We start from the raw sequence: 17,053 nt of genomic DNA on the forward strand, positions 1-17,053 counted from the left end.
CACTGGCTCCGATTGATGAAGGGGAGAGTTCAATAGGAGGGACGGATGTCGATCATCGAAAAATTTCCGCGAAACAAGGCAGTAGATCTGGTCAAGCTTGAAGCAGATGTGACATCGGCTTTGCCAGCAATGCCTGTCAGGGCTGCACCACCGGTTCCATCTGAACCATTGCCGGATTATGTCGAGCATCGAGAAGGGGTCTCGCGTGTAGGCCAACTCACTGCCGAGGCGGTGGTGCGTGACTATGAAGCCGCGGCCAAAGAGATCGAAGCAATGGGAGTTGAGTTGATCAGCGCGGCGAGGAAATGCGAGGCGATGACCGCTGAGGTACATACCACGATTGCCTTCATGCGTGATACGGCGGCGTCATATCGCGAGGAAGCCAAGAGGATTTTCAAGCGAATTGAGGAGTGTGCACTCTTCACAGAGGACGTTCGCAAGACCTGCGAAACTGTAAAACGCCGGATCATGGAGGACAGAAGCATCGGCTGATCCGCCGCTGTCGTCCGTCCCTCCCGTGTATTGGCGGATAGCATTACCGTCGGGCGCCTGGATCATAAGGCGCTCCAGCGCCCAGCGGTATGACGAGCGCTATCGGCTGCGGCTCCAGCTGCCGACGCCCACAGGGTACGCTCTGCGCCGTACCCATCCGCCGACGTGAAGGCCGAGATGCGCGTGATAATCGCGACGCTGGCGGGAAACGGACGACCGAACGCCGATACCGCCATCGAGCATTTCTCCCCGATCACCTTTTGCGACGTGCAAGGTCAAGAATGCTGCGAGTCATTAACCTCATCCAAACCAAGTCGCCTCCTGGACTAGGCACGGCGGCAGGTTGGCAAGGCGCAACCGCAGCACGATAGCACCGCGCTCATCGTGTTCCCCGACGTTGAGCAGGGCAGCGCGACGGAGACGATACGATCGGTGGCCCGTGCGCGCTCATCATTTGACAGGTGAGACGTGCCTTGAGGGGGCTCACAACATTACCACCCAAAACGAAGCACAAACCTTCGGCTACGGGCCGGCATATCAATCAAATGATCTCGGGCCATCGATGCCGCTCGAAAGGCTGGCGAGGTCGCACAGGGGTCCCGCGCCGATGCCCGCCGCTGATGTAGCCTCCGGTCCACAAACGCAACAGCGGATTCGGTGGCCGCGAGCTTGCAGAGTCATAGCCGGCGCCGCTATGGCGCCGGCGGCTCCGTGGTGGCCCGCTTCGCTCGCCTCTTCGACGCGGTGCGCTCAGGCGGTCGAGTGGGCTCTCGATCCTGGCGATTATGCTGTCGCCACGCGGGTGTAGCGGGCCGTAGTCTCGAGCTTGTCGTGTCCGAGCAACGCCTGAATCGGGCCAATGTCGGTGCCGCGCTCTAGCAAATGGGTCGCGAAGCTATGGCGGAGCGTGTGAAGAGATAGCGCCTTGCGCAATTCCCCGTCTTTGACCGCCTCCTTGAACAGCCGCCTGAACTGACGCGTGGTCAGCGGCCGATGCTGACTGCGGCAGGGAAGAAACAGCCAGCGCTGTTCCGGCGCGACACCGGCATCATGCCTGGTCGGTCGCACCTTCCACCATTGCCGCAACAGGTCGGGGACTTCCGCCGGCAGCTTCACGTTGCGGTCCTTGAGGCCCTTCGACTGCACGATACGGATGATCATCTGCGCACTATCGGTGTCGCCCGCGCGCGGCCGCACCACTTCGCCGGCACGCAGACCGCAGCCATAGACCAGCGTCAGCATCGTCTGCGCCTTGAGGCTCGTCGCCATCGTCAGGACACGTTTGACCTCCTCGGGGCTCAGCACCGGCGGTAGCTTCGGCGGCTTCTTAATGTGCCAGACCTCGGCCGCCAGATCGCAGCGGCGCAGCGTGACTCGGAACAGGAACCGCACGCCGGTCATGATCGGATTGCGGTTGCAGACGCTGGCACCACTCTCGATGAGGTGCAGCTAAAAATGCCGCGCCTCATCGGGTGTGGCCGTATCGGGCGAGCGCTTAAGCCAGGCGGCAGACCGCTTGCAGCTTTGGATGTGACTGCGTTGCGTGTGCGGGTTGAGCTTGCGCGCAGCCATATCTTCCATCATACGCTGACGCAGCGGACTGACGGTGTTGGTCTCGCTCATGGGGAGCTCCATTCTGAGAGAGGTTGACGATACCTCGATTCTCAGGACGGGGCTCTCCAACGGCTATTAGGATCCGACTACCGCTCTCTCGGCTCTTGCCCCCGCGCAGCGGGCTGGAGCGCAGCGACTTTGTGCTTTGGCCCAGCTGCGAAGTTGCGCCCGGTCGGACGGAGGTCAGCTCGTTGAGCCAGAGCGGACTGGAGTTGCTACTGAGTTCTTCGCATTTTGATCCAATTGGGACATTCCTGGCCCGTCATTGCGTAGCGACGAACGGAAGGGGCAATTAGCCCATATGGAGCACCTTGACCTCCGTTGACTTCCACGGAACCACAACCTTAAATGACTCCATACTTTAGTGCGTTGCGGACCCTGACAGCACGCGGTTAACCTGACGGAAGTATCCCATGACCAATTTCAATCGCCGAGATGCACTGAAGTTGTCTGCAGTTTTTGGAGTGGCTGCCGCGGCCGGCAGATTCTCCTGTATCGAAATGGCCAAGGCGGGTCCGATCGAGGTGCCCACCATCGACAAGCTCAGCGTCCGCGTGCTGGTCGATAGCGCCAGCGATATCTTCTTCAAGCCCCAGCAGGCCAACGGGGTGAAGACGGAGCCCGGCCGTTCCGCAGATACGACGCGCCCGCTGCACAGCGAATGGGGGTTGTCGTTGCTGTTGGAGCCGCAGCGCGGTGATGAAAAGCGCACGCTATTGCTGGATTTTGGTTGGACGCCCGAGACCATCAACGGCAACATGGATTTGCTGAAGGTCGACGCATCGCAGATCGATACGCTCATCATGAGCCACGGCCATTTCGACCATTGGGGCGGGCTACTGGGGTTTTTGGACAAGCATCGCAAGGATTTGCCCGCCGACCTCACCATGTATGCCGGCGGCGAGGACAATTTCTGTCGGCGCTATGCCCGCATCGGCCCCGGCGAATTGAGCGATTATGGAATGCTCGACCGCCGTGATATCGCCAAGCAGAACGTGAAGGTCGTGTTGTGCGAGTCACCGGTGGTGATCGGCGGGCAGGCGTTCACTACCGGCAAGATCAAGCGCAACAGTATCGAGAAAGTGCTCCCGAACTCGATGGTGGAGTTCAAGCTCAAGGACGGCGCCGGATGCAACTGGAGCCATTATTTGCCCGCCGAAATGGAAGGCAAGATTGTGCCGGACGAGCACATCCATGAGCACGCTACCTGCTTCAATCTGAAGGACAAGGGACTTATCGTTATCAGCTCCTGTGGCCACGTAGGCATCGTGAACTCGGTGCGTCAGGCGATGGAAGTGTCGGGAGTTGAAAAGGTCCATGCGATCATGGGCGGGTTTCATCTCGGACCGGCGCCGGCGGATTATTTGACCCAGGTCGTCAGCGAAATCGGCAAGTTGAACTCGGATGTATTGATTCCGATGCACTGCAGCGGGCTGAATTTCACTCAGGAAGCGCAGCGGCAGATGCCGGGGAAGGTTCTCACGACCACGACCGGCTGTCGGATCACCTTCGGTATCTGATCTCGGAGATTGTCATGGTCGGGTTGAGGGCGTGCGCGCTTTTTGTCGCTGCGTTCTTGCTAGGCGGCCCGGCTGACGCGGCAGAACAGCCATCGGCCGCGCAGATGATGGACGATCTGATGTATGGCCGCGGCTCAGTCGGCGGTCCGTTCACGCTGACCGATCACACCGGCAAGCCGCGCCGTGACACCGAATTCCGCGGCAAGCTGATTGTCGTTTATTTCGGCTATACTTACTGCCCCGACGTATGCCCGACCGATCTGATGGCCATCACGCAGGCGCTCGACGCGCTGGGTCCGTCGGCCGAAGAAGTCCAGCCGATCTTCATCACGATCGATCCCGAGCGTGACACCAAAGTGCTGGCGGCCTATGTCGCAGCCTTCCATCACAGTTTCCTGGGCCTCACCGGCTCGCCGGACGAGATTCGGAAGGTCGCCAATTCCTACAAAACGTTCTATGCCAAAGTGCCCGACGAAAGGGGCGGGGAATATTCGATCGATCACTCCGGTGTCATTTACCTAATGGGCCGCAACGGCGAGTATCTGGGCTTCATGCCGCCGCAAACAAATCCCGACCGCTTGACCGAGGTATTGCGCAAATATCTCACACGATGACGGATGTCTTTTCGGAGTCAGACGTTAGAGCGAGCATGCCCGTTCATGTGCAGGTTTTTGAACGCCCGCCAGTTGACCGTGCGGAGCCACCTTGCTGCCGGCGTCCAAAAAACACAAGCTGCCGTCACCGCCGCCTCCAGTCTACGGCGCCTAGGGGTTTGCGCAACAAGATCGCGCTCGACGAATTGCCGCCTGAGCCCGAACTTGCGCCGCGGCCCGCGAGATGCTCATCCGACCTATCTCCAGCGGCCATGGGAGCGGTCTGGCTTTGCGGATCATCACCGGCAGCGCGGTTGCAGGAACGGACAGGAACCAACGGTGATGCCGTTCGTTTTTGGGGCACCACAGCGCCGTTGTCGCTCCGGTCTGTCGGAGTTCGTCCGTGTCCCTCTCTGGTTGCAGCTGGGTCGGGAGAGAGCAGCTGTATCAACCAGTGCTCCACCCGCTTCGTGCTTTTCTGCTCGGAGGCGCCGCGTGCTTCCTGGCCAGCGGCTTCCTCAGTGACGGGACCTATTACGCGAGCTACGAAATCCAATGGAAGAACCGCTGGCTCATTATCGGTGGCCTGGTGTTCGCCAGCTTTGCGCTGTTGTGGGCCTTGATCGGCCTGATCGGCCCTGACAGGGGCCGTGGACGAAGCATCCTCTACTGTCTGCTGCTGTCGCGGGCATCGAGTGGCTGTGCAGAGTTCCGCCGGAAGCACCATGGCTGAGGTTCATGACACTCAATACATCCGGACGAATGTCGTACTGTATGCCGCGCTCGCTGCGAACCTCGGCATCGCTGTCGCCAAGTTCGTCGCCGCCGCCATCAGCGGCTCGTCGTCCATGCTGTCGGAAGGTATCCATTCGCTAGTCGACAGCGGGAACCAGGTTTTGCTGCTCTACGGACAGGCGCGAGCGAAACGGCCGGCGGATGCCCATCATCCCTTCGGCTATGGGCGCGAACTCTACTTCTGGGCATTCGTCGTCGCGCTTCTGATCTTCGCGGTGGGTGCCGGCTTTTCCATTTACGAAGGTTGGCTTCACATCCTGGACCCCGAGGAGCTGCGCAATCCCACCCTCAACTACATCGTCCTGGCCACCGCCTTCCTGCTCGATGGCACATCCTGGGTCGTCGCGGTGCGCGCCTTCAACGCAGGCCGGTGCGGCGCGAGCTGGTGGTCGGCCGTCCGCCGTTCAAAGGATCCGGCCGGGTTCACCGTGCTTTTCGAGGACAGTGCCGCCTTGCTTGGCCTGATCATCGCCGCCATCGGCATCTGGACCAGTCAGCGGCTCGGCGATCCACGGATCGACGGCGTTGCCTCGATTGCGATCGGCCTCGTCCTTGCCGCCGTCGCCATCCTGCTGGCGCGGGAAGCGAAAGACCTGCTGATCGGCGAGAGCGCCGATCGAAATCTGGTAGCGACGATGTGGGACATCCTCGCACGCCGCCGCGAGATCGTCGCCATCAATCACGTTCGCACGATCCACACCGCGCCGGATGCGATCTTCGTCGCGATCAGCGCTGACTTTGACGATGGCCTGATGATGGGCCAGGCAGAAGCGCTAATCGAAACGATCGAGGTCGAACTGAAGCAGGCGCTGCCTGAGATCAGCTCAATTTATATCCGACCAGAGAAGCACGCAGACGCCGTCAGGCAGGAACGCCCGCGCCACACGGGGGACACAGGAGCTGATCACTCTCGAGCGTCCAAAGTGGCTACTGACGGCAACTAACGTAGCGCGCAACAGATGACCAGCGCAGTCCCTTCCCAACGCGCGGCAGCCACTAACGAGCGTCACTTCGGGTCAGATGTCCGCTCTGGGTCGAGAATGAAGCCGACGAGAGTGTGCAACCGGAATTAACGCGAGTTTTCTGTTTTGTGAGTGACAGTATGACAACGCGCTCAAGCCCAAGCGGTTTGGATTTAAACTTCAGCAATCCATAGTCCGAGCGTGGTCTGGCAAGCCCGCCGTGGACAAGCCGAACTGCGAACTCGAATTGCGACCGCGCTCGACAATGCTTTTTCGGTTGATTGAAAAGCATCGCGGCAATCGATTAATGATGACTTGTTGAAGCTGAGCCAACTTGGCGACTCTGAAAACCCCTTTCCCGCCGACACCGCGCGCAAAGCCGGCAAGTTGGAGCGGGCGAAGCGGGGCCGGCAAGCTTTAGTGCTCAGCCGCTCGCTTGATTAACCTCGACAGGCTGACGGTTCGTTGACCGTTCCTTTGCAACGGTCCTGCGAGTTGCCACGCGAGGTCTCCCTTTCCGTCGTAGACTATTTCCGCCTCTCGTGGAGACGATGATACGCAGCACGATGAGGTGGTCGCATTCACCGCGCAGTGCGATGCTCTTGCCTCCAGTAATCTTGATTTGGACATTGCCACGGGTCGTGCACACAGCGTCATGACTCACGGCAGAAGCTGGTAGTCACTCGAAACCGAACGTCTCCCGAGCCACGACTTCTCCGATCGATCCAACCAGGTGCCCATCAGGTGGAAAATGGCGTCCAGGATAAGCGACCTTCAACTCCTCGACAGCCCCGTACAGCTTGCAGATAGCCCTCGGCAGTTTAACGCGATCGCCGGGCTTCATCTTCTTCACGCGCGATTAGCAAACGCAGATTGACGACGACCAATCAGGAGATTGATTTCGGGTGCGGGGTTCTCGTTCCACCGAACGTCAAGCTGCGCGAGCATCCCTTGTGAGCTTGGATGCTCGAAATGCGCTCGAATCCATCCACGCTCGCTTGGTGTGCGCGGACGCGGCCGTGGCATTCCAAACAACGCTTGAGGCGATCAGGATGTAAGCCGAGAGCCTTGTTTATCGTGGCAGCCACCCATTTCCCTCCGACCTTCACTTCACACGTATCGATTTCCATGTCGCAACCATGACTGCAGTATAAATCGCTGAGGTAATCCTGGTGGCTGCACACCGATCCATGCGACACACGTTGCTCACCGGGATATGATCCGCAAAGAGCTTCATGCCTGTGCTCGCACCGTCAATTGCGGATCGGAATTGACGACCGTGAACCCCAACAAGGACGACGGCGGCGATCTTGTTTGTGTGGTCCGACCCAATCTGTAAAGTCGTATATGCTCGACCACGCACGGACTGTCCGGTGACACTCTTTGCAATTGAAACGACCAGTGGTCACAAGCGGCTGCTTCGTTTGGGTTGCGCTGTAGATGGCTTTGCAAAACAGGCAACTAACATAGACGCGCAATGGCCTTTGATCGGTCAAGATCGTTGCTCAGATGTCCGGTGAATGTGCCCATAGGCGCACCCAGACATCTACAAGCGATCGCTTGGAGTGTCTTGTGATACGGCGCCAGCTTTTTGTCATTTTGGGCCAGGGATGGGCCGGCGCGGTGCTGTTCGGTGTCGTGCAGCGCCGCCATGGCGAACAAACGAACGTCGCCGCACGCCTTCCGTGCCACACCTGCAACTCAAGCACATCCAAGCCATCATTGCGCCTTTCACGCCAGTAGTGCAGGGCAATTGGATGTCGGCGCTGCGCGGCTTGATGAAGTTTGCGGTCAAGACACAGTTGATTGCTTCCGATCCCACGGCCGGCGTGGTCAAGGATAAGGCCGAGCCCAGCGATGGTCATGTGGGGTGGCCCGAGGACGACGTCGCGAAGTTTCGCAAAACTCATCCCCTCGGTACGCGGCAAAGGTTGGCGCTCGAGCTAATGCTGAACTTGGCAGTGCGCCGCTCGGACGCGATCCGCATCGGGCCGGCCGACATCAAGGGTGGCTGGCTAATGGATTTCATGTCGCAAAAGACCAGCCGCACCACCGGCATGAAAATCTCGGTGCCGCTACGGGCCGAACTCAAAGAGACCGCGGCGATGAAGATGGTTTCGACAAAGACCTCTCTGGTGACCGAGGCCGGCGCCCCATTTGCCACCTCGGGTTCGTTCGGCGCCTGGATGCGCAAGGCGTGCGATCGAGCTGGACTGCCGGAAGTTTCCAGCCACTGTCTGCGCAAGCTGGGGATGATCCGCCTCGCCATGGCCCGCGTGCCGCCGCGCTCGATCATGGCTATCTCGGGCCATCGCTCGATGGCCGAGGTGCAGCGCTACGTAGGCCGACAACATGAAACTGGCCGAGCAAGCGATTGCCGAGCTCGATGCACCCAAAGCGGGAACGAAAACGTTCCAAAAGTGAGCTCCGGTTTGGGACGACGAGCGAAAAATAGCTGTCACCAACGTGCTGATCATGACCACGCGGTCGTTCCCCGGACTCGCAATCGGCGCCGGCCATCCTATCTCAGCCCGATGCGTACCGCGTATGAACTTTGCGTGCCCACCCCCGGCAAGCAGGTCCGCTCGGGACCGGATTGCTTCACGAAAACGGCTACCGGATGCTGGTGATCCGGGATAACGACCGCGTGCGGCTGCTGACCCGCAATAGGCATGCGCCCAAAACGCGCAGCGCCCCCACCTTAACCGGTTGGCCGAAGCCGGCGGCGTGATCGGGCGGCGTGCTCTGCGGCACGTTACCCCTTTAGCAGCCTCGGCAGATCGAGAGATTGGGCTTCAGCTTCTCAATTTCTGCTTGATCGCTCAGCGACTGTTTCGCCGATGGTCTTTCGGCGGGGTCGGCTTTTTGCCTGACCTTGGACTGTTTTGGGCGAGGCCCAATGGGCAGCAGCTCGCCTGTCTCTTCGCCATCGTCGCTACCGACTGTAAAGCCATCGGGACTGGGCTCCTGCGACAGCTTGCCCATGCGCGACTTGGGCAAAGTAATATCGATCGCCGGCGTTGCCAGAATGTTGTCGGTGGCTGCTGCCGGCGCATGTTTGTCATTGGCAGGCGGTGGCGAGTTCTTGGCGGCTGCGGATCGTGCCGAACCTTTGGCAGTCGGCGTTGGCGCTGGTACGTCGTCCGTCGCCATTGGCGGAGCAACGTTTTTGGTGGCCGGTGGCGGCGAACCTTTAGCGGTCGCCGACGGCGTCGAGGCAAAGATATTGGCAGGCGGTGGCGAGTTCTTGGCGGCTGCGGATCGTGCCGAACCTTTGGCAGTCGGCGTTGGCGCTGGAACGTCGTCCGTCGCCATTGGCGGAGCAACGTTTTTGGTGGCCGGTGGCGGCGAACTTTTAGCGGGCGCCGATGGCGGCGAGGCGAAGATAACGGGCGGCGGATACATCGGGACTTCTGGCGCCACTGTCGGCGGAGACGACGAACCTTTGGCTGTCGCCGGGTTGCGGCACAGACTGAGACCACCCCATTGACAGCTAGCCGGTGGTGGCGAACCTTGGTCGGTCACCAACGGTGGGGCCAGCGAGGTTTGACATCGAGCGCCGTGCAGCCAAAAACCTGCAAACAACAAACCGACGGCAAATAATGCAGCGCTTTTCAATCGCATTCTGCAATCCGCTTCGCTCAATCTAGACTACTCACATCGCGATCGAAAGGTGACCAAAATAGGGAGGATGCGCTGGAGACGATGCGGATTGCTGGCATCCTGAAGCATGCCTGATAATGCGCGGCAGATACAGTCGGACAGTGCGCTATCCGTCGATCGTGGAGGCCGCCGCAAGCTCCGCCAGAAGCAATTCTTTCCGGACGGCGAAGGGCCTGAAGCAGATCGCATTGCTGCGATTGCGTTTTTGCGGGATGTTGGCCCCATGCGCTTTTGTTCATGGCCAGCTCTCTCCAGTCCAATCGGAGTCGTAGCCGCGCGGGGCGCGCTTCAAGCTCGATTTTGGTTAAGCCTCGTAAGTCCCCCTTGGGTCCGGGTCTCGCAGTGAAAGCGTTGGTGTTTTGATCCCAAGACGCTTGAAAGTGCTAAAATATAGCTGCCTTAATGGTCTTGGTCAGATCGCGATCGGTGGAGGCAATCGTGAAGATTGAGCGAGTACTGGCAATCGCAGCCCGGGCACGCTTCAGGCGGCATATTTCATCAAATGTCGCGGTAGGGAGTGACAGCACCGGAACGCGGTCAACATCCGAGCGGTCGATCGTCTTGCGCGATGTGCGCGGGCCGCGGGCCCTCCTATCTGTTTGCACACAACCAAGACCCAAAGCCGACGTCAGCGCTTTATTGACTTAAATCAAGGGAGTTTCAACGACACGGTTTTGCAATATCCTCGACGCAAGATGGGCTGGGGCAGCTGATGAGTGTGGCGCGGACGAGCTGGTGGACGTGGGCGTGGCCCCTCGCCTCATGGCTTGTACTCCTACTCGCTCTGGTGGTTGGTCCCGGCGGGTTCGTATCCGCGCTCGCAGGCATTGCGTTGTTCGGTGCCGTATTCGCGGCAGTTTACCACGCAGAGGTGATTGCTCATCGTGTTGGCGAGCCGTTCGGGACCCTTGTCCTCGCTCTGGCCGTCACGACAATCGAGACCGCGCTGATCGTTTCGGTGATGATCGCGGCTCCGGCCGAAAAGGCAGGCCTGGCGCGCGATACGGTCTTCGCTGCGGTGATGATTGTGTGCAATGGCATTGTCGGCCTGTCCCTGCTCATGGGAGGCGCCCGGCATCGCGAACAGGGATTTCAGATCCAGGGGGCGAGCGCGGCTCTCGTCGTGCTGGCGGCCCTCACCTTTCTTGCCCTGATCCTCCCCAACTACGCCGCGGCGCAACTAGGTCCGGCCTATACGACGCCGCAACTGGTCTTCGCAGGCTTCGTGTCGTTGGTGTTGTACGGCGCCTTCGTTTTCGTTCAGACCGTGCGGCATCGCGACTTTTTTCTCCCCGTCAAGACCGATGATGAGGAGACGCACGAGCATCCGCCGTCCGTGCAAACGACGCTGGTGAGCGCCGGCCTCCTGATGGTCTCTCTCGTCGGCATCGTTGGGCTCGCGAAGGTTCTGACCCCCACAGTAGAATCGACCATCGCCCGCCTCGATGTGCCGAAGGCCGTCGTCGGCGTCGTCATTGCGGCACTCGTGCTGCTGCCCGAAGCTCTCGCGGCATTGAGAGCCGCGCAAATGAACCGGCTGCAAACAAGCCTCAACCTTGCCCTTGGATCGGCCCTGGCGACGATCGGCCTGACCATTCCGGCGGTTGCCGCCGTCTCGATCGTGCTCGGACAGCGCCTGCAGCTCGGTCTGGATTCCAAAGACCAATCCTTGCTGGCGATAACCCTGTTTATCAGCGTGATCACGTTCGGCACCGGCAGAACCACGGTGCTTCAAGGCATCGTCCATTTGATGATCTTTGCCGCCTTCATGTTTTTCGCTGTAGCGCCGTAACTGAAGAGCAATGCGTCGACCGGCTTTTCGAATCGTCATCTGCGCGTTCGCCGTCCTTGGTTTGCAGAGTTGTAGCGAGAAGCAGCAGGCCGCTACGATCAGCCGTTGCGCGGACGTTCGAGCCTACAAGGTTTCCAACACCGCCGAGAGCCGTATTCGCCGCTTTCCCCGTCTTGCAGCCGGCGGATGTCAGTAGCCTGTCGTTCGAGATCGCGGGCCAACTGAAAGCGGTCACCCTCATCGTGGGTCAGAAAGTGCAATTGGGCGATGTGTTGGCCGAGATCGACCCCCGCTCACTGCAGACGCAGGTCGAGCAGGCCGGCGCCGGCGTGCAGCAGGCGCAGGCGCAACTCGACAATGCAGAGGCGGATTTCCAGCGCAAGGAGGACCTGCTCAAGAACGGTGTTACGACCCAGGCCATATTCGACCAGTCGCGGACGGCGCTGCTGACCTCCCGGGCGCAGGTAGACCAGGCGAAGCGGCAGCTCGATCTCGCGAGCCACAATCTCGACCGCAGCAAGCTTCTCGCGCCGTTCTCATTCACTGTCGCGCGCGTGGACACGAAGTCGTTCGCACAGGTTGCGGCCGGACAGCCGATCCTCACGCTGTACAGCGATGACCGTTTCGAGATGTCTTTCCTGGTGCCGGCCCCGAGGTTTCAGAATCTGAAGGTCGGTCAACATGTCGGCCTCAAGGTCGCGGACCTGCCCGACGTTTCCATGACCGGAGAGATAAGGGAACTCGGCTCCAACGAAGTCACGATCGAGGATCTCTTGACCGGTGGACCAGCCGGCTTCCTCGTGCCGATCAGCGTGCTGGCGCCCGAGGGCGGCAAGGAACTCAAGGGACCGGCGACGGTGTTTGCCTATGACGGCAAGAGCTCCACGGTGCAGTCAGATCGCGCAGAACGCTTGGATCGATGTCATTCTCGGCAAAGCGCTGAGCGTATTGCCCCAGGGCTAGTGTGTTGGACCAGTCCGCAATCTGCTGCATTGGCCCTACCGACTCTCTGATTGGCGGCCAGCTGAATTTTGGACTACAGCGAAGAAACGCTATACCGATCTTCGCAGCATAGCGTGCTTATTTTTGCGGCATTCGGCCGCGGCACCGCTTTATCTTCCCCGAATAGTGCAGCAGTACAGATGCTCGCTACCATAACGAGTATAGTAGCTCGATGAATACAACTGGATTGCGGCATGCGCCGGACTTCGAGAAAGAGCGCTCCGCACGATGCGCCGGAGCCGCCCGGTTTCCTCGCTGCCGCACTTGGAGCACATCTGAAGGCGACCTCGCGCTGGGTGAGCGTGTCCTTCCCGGAACGCGGAATTGCAGCCGTACCGCAGTCCGCCCAGCCGGAGGCCTTGGGGGGCGGTCGTTGTCCCTTCCATCGGAGACCACTACGACTGCACATCGCGTGTCCTTCGTTTCCTTGGCCGACCGGAACGATGCAGACCCCGCACTTTCTGCTGTTGAAAAAGCTCCTCGCATACGTCACGCAACCATTGGCTTGCGGGGCCGTGATGGAAGCGGGCGCGCCAATATTGCTTCACCGTAAATCCGGCGATCGCCAGCGGGCAGTCGAGCGCGCGCAGTCCGTAGTAGTGAGCCAGCGTTTCGCCGATGTGCCTTGGAAGGTGGCGATCAGGTCGGTCGTCCCGATGATTGCGGGTAATCACAAAAAGCCGGGTAGCTCAAGCGCAACGGCGGGCCATGTCACCTTCCAAATTCAGGTCTACAAGCGAATTCATCCAACGGCTCTGACGCGTACGTATGAACCTGGGGCGTCTTCAATAATGGGCAGGTTGCCGCCGCCCGGCTCGCGTGCCGGTACCCGAACATCATCCAAGCGAGTGACCCATGCATCCCAGACCGGCCACCAAGAGCCTTGATGGCTGGTGGCGCCAGAGAGCCATTGGTCAGCACCGGCTGGCAGGTCGTCATTGATCCAGTGGCCATACTTGCTTCCCGGCGCGCTGATGACGCCTGCCATGTGGCCGGATGCCGACAATACAAACTTGATTGGGCCCGAGTACAGCCGGGTGGCCGCGTAAGTCGACTTCCAGGGCGCGATATGGTCCTCGCGGGTCGACAGGATAAAGGACGGGATGTTGATCTTGGACAGGTCAATCGGCGTGCCGGCGAGAGTGATTCCTCCGGGCTCGGCCAGACGATTCTCGAGATACATCTTCCTCAGATAAAACGAGTGCATCGCCGCGGGCATACGTGTTGCGTCAGAGTTCCAGAATAGAAGGTCGAACGGTAACTGCTCCTTGCCAAGGAGATAATTGTTAACGACGAAGGACCAGATCAGGTCGTTCGCGCGCAGCATGTTGAACGACGCAGACATATCCTGGGCGTCGAGATATCCGCGCTCGCTCATGCGTTTCTCCAAGGACGCAAGCTGCTCCTTGTCGATGAAGACGGCCATGTCGCCGACCTCGGAGAAATCAACCAACGTCACGAAGTAGGTGGCGCTTGCGATGCGGCTGACATCGTTCGCTGCCAAGTAGGCGGCCGTTGAAGCGAGCAGGGTACCACCGAGGCAGTAGCCGACCGCATTGACCTGTGATTCGCCGGTGGCTCCCTTAATCGCATCCAGCGCCGCCACTGGACCCTCAAGCATGTAGTCCTCGAAGCTCTTCTCGGCGAGCTTCTCGTCCGGATTAACCCATGAAATCACGAAAACGGTATGGCCCTGGTCGATCGCCCACTTGATCAGGGAATTCTTCGGTTGAAGATCGAGAACGTAGAACTTATTGATCCACGGCGGGATGATGAGGAGCGGCCGCTGCCGTACGTTTGCCGTGGTAGGAGCGTACTGAATGAGCTGCATCAGGTTGTTCTGGAAGACTATCTTTCCCGGCGTCGTAGCAATGTTCTCGCCGAGCCGGAAAGCCTTTAAGTCGGTCATGGTGATCGATAGGCGACCGTCGCCGCGACTGAGATCGGAGAGCAGATTCTCCAGCCCGCGGAGCAGATTCTGTCCCCCGGTATCCAGCGTGGCTTTCAGGACCTCCGGGTTAGTTGCGACGAAGTTCGAGGGCGAAATGGCATCAACAAACTGGCGTGTGTAGAAATCGACCTTGCGGGCTGAGATCTCGTCCATGCCTTTGACGTCCCTGACGGTCGAAAGAATAGCCTTGGCGACGACGAGATAGCTTTCCTTGACGTAGTTGAAGACCGCATTCTCGGTCCAGTCCGGATGCTTGAAACGCTTGTCGTTCGGCTTTTCGGGGTCAGAAGGGCCGGTCTTCCACATACGCTCCGCGGCCCTCTGCCAAAGGGCGACACTGTCGTTAAAGAGATCGATCTGAGCGTTCGCGACGGGAGTAGGATCGGACATCATTCTTGTCATGAGATCGACGAAGTCGAATCCGAGTGTTGACGTGTCGCCCATGCCCAGTCGGGTGACGTCGGTTTGGCTCGCGACGAAGCGCTGCATGAGCAATTGGCTCTGCTTTGCTATTTCATGCAGTTGGCTTGCGACAGCCAGCGCGTCCCACGTCGGTTGTCGATCTACCATAAGTCCCTCCCTCCGGCGTGTTTCGAAAATACTAACATTGTGGATATCGAAGGCAACGATCCGGATTGTCATTCGGCCTGCAATATTGACCCCCGTAAATTTGAACGCCGATTGACAGATTGCACATCCTGGCGCGCGGTTGTACGACTGCGTCCGGGATGAAAGTGAGGACGCTGCCGGTCGTGGCTCCCAAATCCGACTGGCCCCACGTGTCGGGCGAAAATCCAAGACATTTTGGCCGGTATTAGCCCCAATCTACGTAGACAGCTGCGACTGCCGGTGGCGGGAGCAGGAGGATGATTTGCGGTTCCGCGTTATTTGGATCGCCATATTTGGGATTGCGTATCGGCTTTGAAGGGTTCGTTTCATCAGCATTTGGCATGCATCGGTGAGTTCGTATCGTGACCGAACCAGGCGGATCGCGCTCGCCATCCCGTGGACTTCGTTACGTCACAACGATCATTGATGACGTCCAACAGGCCGCGAATTTCTACGCCAACATTCTTGGTCTGAAACGGGTCAAGAAAACGGTCTGCTACGACGACCCGGGCAGTTACCACCTCTATTATGGCGACAACGCCGGGAACCCCGGAACAGTGCTGAGCACCCTGGCATGGCGCTGCGTTGAAAAGGGGTTGGTTGGGGTCAGCGAAGTCGTGCAGACGGCTCTTCGTGTGCCGGCCGGATCGCTCGCGCCGCCTGGAGCTACAAAATATCCTGCCGCCGATCGAAGCTCCCATCCAAGCGCACCTTGCCGTTGGGAAACCTCGAGCGCCTCGTGCAAATGAGTTTGGGCGAGCTCCGAGTTAGGCCCTTCCAGCGCAGCCAGGACATCTCCGTGGATTCTGAGGGAGTCAGGCAGCAACCAGAGCGCTTCAGTAGCCTTGGTTCGGCTGCGTTCGCGTTGGGGTGCGCGGCGGGCGCTTGCCTCGCGGCCCCAATTTCCGGGGCTCTGCTAAACATCTCCGGCGGGGGACTCGATGGCTGGCAGTGGCTTTTCATCCTCGAAGCCTTGCCGTCGATCATAATGGCCTTGGCGGTTATCTTTTACCTGACGGACCGGCCGACCATCGCAACGTGGCTCGCCAACGACGAGAGGGGCTGGCTCGAAGGACGACTGGAGGCCGAGAGGCAGCACAGTGGCGGTGGAGCACGTCGGCATCCTCAAGGCGCTCACCGATCTCCGCGTCCTAGCCTGCGCATTCGTCTACTTTCTGTCTGAACGCGGCGAGCGATGGTGTCGCGTTCTTCCTACCGACGATCATCAAGAACTTCGGCGTGAGCAACTTTGAGACGGGTTTGCTCTCCGCCGTGCCCTTCTTGTTTGGCGCAGTCGAGATGGTCCTCCTGGGCCGTAACTCCGATCGCACCTTGAAGCGTCGGGAGCATGTTTTCTTCGCCATGCTCCTTGCGGTCGGTCTCGCGGGCGCGGGCCTCGTCTCAGCCCGGCGCTCGTGCTTGGCTTCCTCTGCCTGAGTCAGATCGGAGTTTCCGCGCCGCCCCCTCTGCTGTGACCGATACCGAGCCCCTTCCTGACGGGCGCTTCGGCCGCGGCAGGGATCGCCGGGATAAATGCGCTCGGCAACCTATCCGGGTTCGCCGGACCCTACGTCATGGGCTACCTCAAAGACGCGACCGGCAACTTCACGGCGGGGCTGCTGGTCCTGGGTGGCTGCGCCCTTGTCGGCAGCATTGTAGCCCTCACGTTCAAGGTCGATCCGCACACGAGGTCGCGGGGCGCTACGCCGGCCCGGCACCGGCGCCAGTCCACTGAGAGGACTTGTGAGCGGGAGGCTTTATCGCGACCTGTAACAGCCGCAAACCATCCAGAATAGTCGCTGGGTTCGGCTCGCGTACTCGGAGAGCCTGTTTGCACCAGGCAACGGCTCTCCGGCTTCAGCCAGCCACGCCAGTGCAGTGAAGACGTGTTGCGAAGTTGGTAACCGCGGCGGCCCGCCGCCTTTCATCGGCGGCGGGAAAAAGCCGAAGGCGCCCGGGAGCTCGAGCAGGCAAGAGCATTGATCCAGGAGACCGGGGCGATACTCTTCTGACGTTTCTTTTCCGCGGACGTGTCTAGCTCCAGCAGCCGCCCGGCATCA

General features: G+C 59.9%; 14 protein-coding genes and 2 pseudogenes. 10 read left to right on the forward strand and 6 right to left on the reverse strand.

Annotated features, from left to right (window positions below; translation table 11 throughout):
• The first annotated feature begins 45 nt into the window (after window positions 1–45).
• Window positions 46–492 (forward strand): hypothetical protein, encoded by a 447-nt coding sequence (locus ACRQ5Q_RS44005; RefSeq protein WP_439400469.1) that lies wholly within the window; start codon window positions 46–48, stop codon window positions 490–492.
• Window positions 493–1,275: 783 nt separating this feature from the next.
• On the opposite strand, the gene ACRQ5Q_RS44010 is transcribed toward ACRQ5Q_RS44005, so the two are convergent.
• Together ACRQ5Q_RS44010 and ACRQ5Q_RS44015 are read right to left on the reverse strand one after the other, a co-directional pair.
• Complete coding sequence (locus tag ACRQ5Q_RS44010) at window positions 1,276–1,893, reverse strand: tyrosine-type recombinase/integrase (RefSeq protein ID WP_439400470.1); 618 nt, start codon at window positions 1,891–1,893, stop codon at window positions 1,276–1,278.
• Window positions 1,894–1,941: 48 nt separating this feature from the next.
• Entirely contained in the window at window positions 1,942–2,115 is a 174-nt protein-coding gene (locus tag ACRQ5Q_RS44015) for a hypothetical protein (protein ID WP_439400471.1), read from the reverse strand.
• 404 nt (window positions 2,116–2,519) lie between these two features.
• Between ACRQ5Q_RS44015 and ACRQ5Q_RS44020 the strand changes: the two genes are divergently transcribed.
• From ACRQ5Q_RS44020 to ACRQ5Q_RS44035, 4 genes are all read left to right on the forward strand, one after another.
• A complete protein-coding gene (locus tag ACRQ5Q_RS44020) occupies window positions 2,520–3,626 on the forward strand; it encodes an MBL fold metallo-hydrolase (protein ID WP_439400472.1) in 1,107 nt (368 codons plus the stop codon).
• A 14-nt stretch (window positions 3,627–3,640) separates the two neighbouring features.
• A complete protein-coding gene (locus ACRQ5Q_RS44025; RefSeq protein WP_439400473.1) occupies window positions 3,641–4,240 on the forward strand; it encodes an SCO family protein in 600 nt (199 codons plus the stop codon).
• Window positions 4,241–4,622: 382 nt separating this feature from the next.
• A complete protein-coding gene (locus ACRQ5Q_RS44030; protein ID WP_439400474.1) occupies window positions 4,623–4,952 on the forward strand; it encodes a hypothetical protein in 330 nt (109 codons plus the stop codon).
• Window positions 4,945–5,958, forward strand: coding sequence for a cation diffusion facilitator family transporter (locus tag ACRQ5Q_RS44035; RefSeq protein WP_439400475.1), 1,014 nt, complete (start codon window positions 4,945–4,947; stop codon window positions 5,956–5,958). Before ACRQ5Q_RS44030 ends, ACRQ5Q_RS44035 begins: the two co-directional genes overlap by 8 nt.
• 442 nt (window positions 5,959–6,400) lie before the next feature.
• On the opposite strand, the pseudogene ACRQ5Q_RS44040 reads toward ACRQ5Q_RS44035, so the two are convergent.
• Window positions 6,401–6,820 (reverse strand): annotated as a pseudogene (locus ACRQ5Q_RS44040) (DUF6998 domain-containing protein).
• Window positions 6,821–7,661: 841 nt separating this feature from the next.
• On the opposite strand from ACRQ5Q_RS44040, the gene ACRQ5Q_RS44045 reads away from it, so the two are divergent.
• Window positions 7,662–8,606 carry a tyrosine-type recombinase/integrase gene (locus ACRQ5Q_RS44045; protein ID WP_439400476.1) on the forward strand — a complete coding sequence of 315 codons (945 nt, stop codon included), beginning with the start codon at window positions 7,662–7,664 and terminating at the stop codon, window positions 8,604–8,606.
• A gap of 133 nt (window positions 8,607–8,739) precedes the next feature.
• On the opposite strand, the gene ACRQ5Q_RS44050 is transcribed toward ACRQ5Q_RS44045, so the two are convergent.
• Complete coding sequence (locus tag ACRQ5Q_RS44050; protein WP_439400477.1) at window positions 8,740–9,381, reverse strand: hypothetical protein; 642 nt, start codon at window positions 9,379–9,381, stop codon at window positions 8,740–8,742.
• 970 nt (window positions 9,382–10,351) lie between these two features.
• Between ACRQ5Q_RS44050 and ACRQ5Q_RS44055 the strand changes: the two genes are divergently transcribed.
• Together ACRQ5Q_RS44055 and ACRQ5Q_RS44060 are read left to right on the forward strand one after the other, a co-directional pair.
• Window positions 10,352–11,431 (forward strand): calcium:proton antiporter, encoded by a 1,080-nt coding sequence (locus ACRQ5Q_RS44055; RefSeq protein WP_439400478.1) that lies wholly within the window; start codon window positions 10,352–10,354, stop codon window positions 11,429–11,431.
• Window positions 11,432–11,604: 173 nt separating this feature from the next.
• Complete coding sequence (locus tag ACRQ5Q_RS44060) at window positions 11,605–12,444, forward strand: efflux RND transporter periplasmic adaptor subunit (RefSeq protein WP_439400479.1); 840 nt, start codon at window positions 11,605–11,607, stop codon at window positions 12,442–12,444.
• A 384-nt stretch (window positions 12,445–12,828) separates the two neighbouring features.
• Here ACRQ5Q_RS44060 and ACRQ5Q_RS44065 read toward each other — a convergent pair.
• Window positions 12,829–13,133: pseudogene (locus tag ACRQ5Q_RS44065) on the reverse strand (LysR family transcriptional regulator); the annotation flags it as partial.
• A 42-nt stretch (window positions 13,134–13,175) separates the two neighbouring features.
• Window positions 13,176–14,954, reverse strand: coding sequence for a PHA/PHB synthase family protein (locus ACRQ5Q_RS44070; RefSeq protein WP_439400480.1), 1,779 nt, complete (start codon window positions 14,952–14,954; stop codon window positions 13,176–13,178).
• 401 nt (window positions 14,955–15,355) lie between these two features.
• Here ACRQ5Q_RS44070 and ACRQ5Q_RS44075 point away from each other — a divergent pair, with 401 nt between their 5' ends.
• Entirely contained in the window at window positions 15,356–15,742 is a 387-nt protein-coding gene (locus tag ACRQ5Q_RS44075; protein ID WP_439400481.1) for a hypothetical protein, read from the forward strand.
• Window positions 15,743–16,217: 475 nt separating this feature from the next.
• A complete protein-coding gene (locus ACRQ5Q_RS44080) occupies window positions 16,218–16,430 on the forward strand; it encodes a hypothetical protein (protein WP_439400537.1) in 213 nt (70 codons plus the stop codon).
• The last annotated feature ends 623 nt before the right edge of the window (window positions 16,431–17,053 follow it).

The organism is Bradyrhizobium sp. PMVTL-01 (assembly GCF_051861855.1).
Lineage (GTDB): Bacteria > Pseudomonadota > Alphaproteobacteria > Rhizobiales > Xanthobacteraceae > Bradyrhizobium.